The organism is Pseudomonas nitroreducens TX1 (assembly GCF_000313755.1).
GTDB lineage: Bacteria > Pseudomonadota > Gammaproteobacteria > Pseudomonadales > Pseudomonadaceae > Pseudomonas > Pseudomonas nitroreducens_A.
Map to the genome: position 1 here is coordinate 1 of NZ_AMZB01000041.1, position 3,819 is coordinate 3,819.

General features: G+C 52.8%; 3 protein-coding genes and 1 pseudogene. 2 read left to right on the forward strand and 2 right to left on the reverse strand.

What is annotated here, in order from left to right; all coding sequences use genetic code 11:
* Together C167_RS31990 and C167_RS34365 are read right to left on the reverse strand one after the other, a co-directional pair.
* Positions 1 to 376: wax ester/triacylglycerol synthase family O-acyltransferase (locus tag C167_RS31990; RefSeq protein ID WP_235154266.1), on the reverse strand; the 376-nt coding region annotated here is incomplete at its 3' end.
* Positions 377 to 417: 41 nt separating this feature from the next.
* Entirely contained in the window at positions 418 to 1,167 is a 750-nt protein-coding gene (locus C167_RS34365; protein ID WP_116369192.1) for a hypothetical protein, read from the reverse strand.
* A 289-nt stretch (positions 1,168 to 1,456) separates the two neighbouring features.
* Here C167_RS34365 and C167_RS31995 point away from each other — a divergent pair.
* Together C167_RS31995 and C167_RS35255 are read left to right on the forward strand one after the other, a co-directional pair.
* Positions 1,457 to 3,343, forward strand: a pseudogene (locus C167_RS31995) (pyruvate formate lyase family protein); the annotation flags it as partial.
* The gene (locus C167_RS35255; protein ID WP_268744077.1) at positions 3,323 to 3,772 is read left to right on the forward strand and encodes a glycine radical domain-containing protein; all 450 of its coding nucleotides are present in this window, start codon (positions 3,323 to 3,325) and stop codon (positions 3,770 to 3,772) included. The pseudogene C167_RS31995 and the gene C167_RS35255, both read left to right, overlap by 21 nt.
* Positions 3,773 to 3,819 lie beyond the last annotated feature (47 nt).

Consider the following 3,819-nt stretch of genomic DNA (forward strand, 5'->3'; position numbering starts at 1 on the left):
GGCAAGTCGCTGGCTGTAATGATATTTGGCTCTCGCGATCCAGAGATGTTCCGTGAAGCCTAGATACAAGCGTAAACAATTGTTCAAAGTCACCAGGCGTTGCGAGGCCGGACCGGCGCAAGTGGTAGGAAATATCGATGTCGTCATCGGCTATCCAGCTTGGCCCTGTTAGGGATGAATGCAGGCGGCTGCCAAAAGGGAAACGAAAGCGTTCGATATCACCAACGGTATCTACCAGGCGCTGCAGGAATTTCGCCTCATCGGAACCTTTCGGTATCTTATAGATGCCAAGCACGGCGATGTGCATAGGCGTAGTTCTCTTTTCGGTGAAGAGAAATGCGGCACTTGTTGGATCCAGTGCTTTAGACTTGTTCATGTCGAATATCCATATGGCACGATCGAAAGTTCGATGGATCCCTACTTAGTGCTTAGATGGTCAATCGAGAAGAGCTCGGCGCCACCTTCTTCGACAGGCTCTTGGATAACCTCACAGGGTGGAGCCTCCGTCCATGGGTAGGGATAGTTGCCTTCTATAGTGTTCTTAAACAATCTGGTGCAGAGGCCATTTGCAAAGCGATACAGCCCGTCATTTACGAAGCCCACAACCGCAGAGTCATCATCTTGCATGCCATCCTTGGTCACTGATTGACTATTGATGTGAGCTCCCACGTCGATTGCATGGTCCTCCTCTAGATAGTTCAGTTCAAAAGCGTCCAGGTAACCATCTATCCACTGCTCGGTGGAGCTGGCCCGCTCCAACAGGTCCTGATCGCTATTTAGGTACCATTCGATGCTACGGGGACTGGTCTTGAACTGCTCGGCGACAGTTACTACGTCAGACTGTTGGATAGCTCTGGTGTCGACCATCCTATGCATTAGTTCATTGCCCCAGCGATAAATCAGATCGCCGGCGAACTGGTCTTGAGTAGGGCGGTGTAGGTAAGGAATCAATAACGCATAATGACTAACGGGTTGCACTGCCACTACCGTGTGGTACGGACTATGGCTTTGACTACTTGTGATTAGATGACATTGCCAGCTCACCACATCCTCAGTATTGGCGATCCGCTGCGCGCCGATAACGTCACTCCCCCTGCGCATGAGCCTTGGCAAATCCATCCCCAGCCATCGACTGAGATCATGAGAAATAGAGAGTTGGACAATCATAGCTTCTGACTAGTTAGTTCTGGTACGTTGAGTAACCCATATAGGATTCGAAATGCTTAAGAATCCATTTTGGTAATGCAGCCCTCGAGCTGCGCTACGAATGCTAATTTTAGTTGAATTGCACCAGAATATCCGAATATCCGAACGATATTACAAGAGCGTTGCGTGAGTGCGTGAGCCAAAATGTAGTTTTTAACATTTTGATATATATACAAAAAAACTAATACTTGGTCTATCCATCACAAAATAGGCATTAACTTTAAGCCATTCTGAAGCCCTAAAAAAGGCAGTCCAGAGCGAAACCAATGGCGCCTGTATTGAGCGCGCCTTGCTCTGGACGGAGTACGACAAGGACAAGCGCAATAGGGGCAAGACCCCTGCTGTTCGTATCGCAGAGGCCACCCGCCATGTACTGAATCACAAAAGTGTCAAAATTTACCCCCGTGAACTGATTGTCGGAAATTTCACCTCCAAGCGCGTGGCAGGGTTCTGCTACCCCGAGCTCGCCGGTATTCAGGTAATGGTCGAGGCGTTCGGTTTACCCAAGCGCAGAGTTAATCCGCTCGAGATCAGCCTCTGGGATCGGTTCAAACTGGCCTCCAAGGTACCTTATTGGCTCAATAAGAACGCAGCTTACCGCGCATTTGACAACATGAAAGATCGCTTCCGCTTCGCTGCAGAGCAGGGTGAAGCGCTCCAATACCAGGTCTATGAAGCTGGTGGCATTGCTCACCTCGCTCCCGACTACGAAAAGCTGATCAAGGTTGGTGCGCAAGGTATTATCGATGAAGTGGCATCCATGGAAGCTCAAACCAGCGATCCTGAAAAGCTGGATTTCTACCGGTCAGTCAAGATCGCCATGAGTGGACTGGCGGAATTCGGCGACCGCTATGCGGCAGAGGCCAAGGCAATGGCGGTGCAGGAGAGCGATCCGGTACGAAAGCAAGAGCTTCTGGACATTGCAGCGGTGTGCTCTCGTGTACCACGGCAGGGAGCAACGAACTTCCACGAGGCAGTGCAGTCCATGACACTTGCCCATATTGCCATCTTTCAGGAAACGTTTGGCGAAACGACCTGCCCGGGCCGTATTGACCAGTTCCTGAGACCCTATTATGAAAAGGACCTTGCAGAAGCGCGTATCGATCGTGCGCAGGCCAAGGAAATCCTGGGGGCGTTCTGTGTCAAGTTGTGCGAAACCATCCCTATGCATTCAGACGTCGCTACCAGCACGCTCGGTGGGCTGACCAGCTGGGAGGTAGTTACCATCGGTGGCCAGGACTCCGAGGGCAACGATGCGACCAATGAGCTGAGCTACGTTCTGCTAGAGCTCGCCGATGAGTTGCGCATGCGTCAGCCCAACTTCCATGTGCGTATTCACGAGAACACACCCAAGGCATTCTACGACGAGGTGATTCGCATCAACTTTGGTGCTGGGTCCGCTCCCGCGATGTACAATGACGAGACCATCATCGAGTCTATGATGAACGTGGGATATTCACTGGAGGACGCTCGAAACTATGTGGCCATTGGCTGTGTTGAGCCCACGGCGCCGGGCAAGTCACTGGCTTCTACCGACGCCGGGATGTACAACATGCCTCTGGCGGTGGAAATGGCCCTTAACGAAGGCAAACAGTTCCACAGCTCGAAGCAAATAGGAGCGAAGACTCCTCCGGTTAGTGAAATGCGCTCGATGGACGACTTTGTTGCCGCCTACGATACCCAGGTGAAGCATCAGCTGGGCAAGCTACGCCGTGACCTGGAAGCGATCGAACGTTTCCACGCCGAGCATCATCCCACCCCACTGACTAGCAGCATGGTCGAGGGCTGTGTGGAGCAGGGTGTTTGTTCGACCAGTGGAGGCGCGATATACAATTTCTCCGGTATCCAGGGCTGTGGTATGGCGACAGTCGCCGATTCCCTGGGGGCCATTGAGAGCGCAGTGTTCGACGACGGCTGGCTCACCCTTGAAGAGCTGGTTGCGCACCTGAAAGACGATCTCTCAGATGAGGTTGTTCGGGCCCGCTTGGAGGGCATCGATAAGTTTGGCAACGATATTCCCAAGGCGGATGCCTGGATGAAATGGGTCGGTGATCACTACTCCGATTCCATTCACGCCCTGGGTAAGAATACCCGTGGCGGCCAGCATCTGGCGGGCGTGTATTCCAACACCTCACACACCCACTTTGGTGGCCTGGTTGGTGCCTTGCCTAATGGCCGTCGGGCGGGTGAAACGTATGCCTCAGGCTTTGCGCCGGAGAACGGCGCGGACAAGCGAGGTACCACTGCGTTGTTGAATTCCATGAACCGCATCGACTACAAGAAGTTCGCCAATGGTATTAATTTCAATATCAAGCTGGATGCCTCCAGTTACGACTGTGAAGAGGGACGAGATGCGCTAGCCAGCTTGTATAAGGTGTACTTCAAGCGGCACGGTATGCAGGTGCAGGCCAATATGCTGGATCCGAAGATTCTGATTGAGGCGCGGGACAACCCGGAGCTGCACCCTAACCTGCTGATCCGGGTATCGGGCTACTCGGCGTACTTCAACGATCTGTCGCCGGAAATGCAGGATGAAGTTATCGGGCGCAGCTCAAACAAAGGTTAACTCTTGCTGCTAAAGAGGCCTTTAGCGGCGCCTTCGGGCGCCGCTTT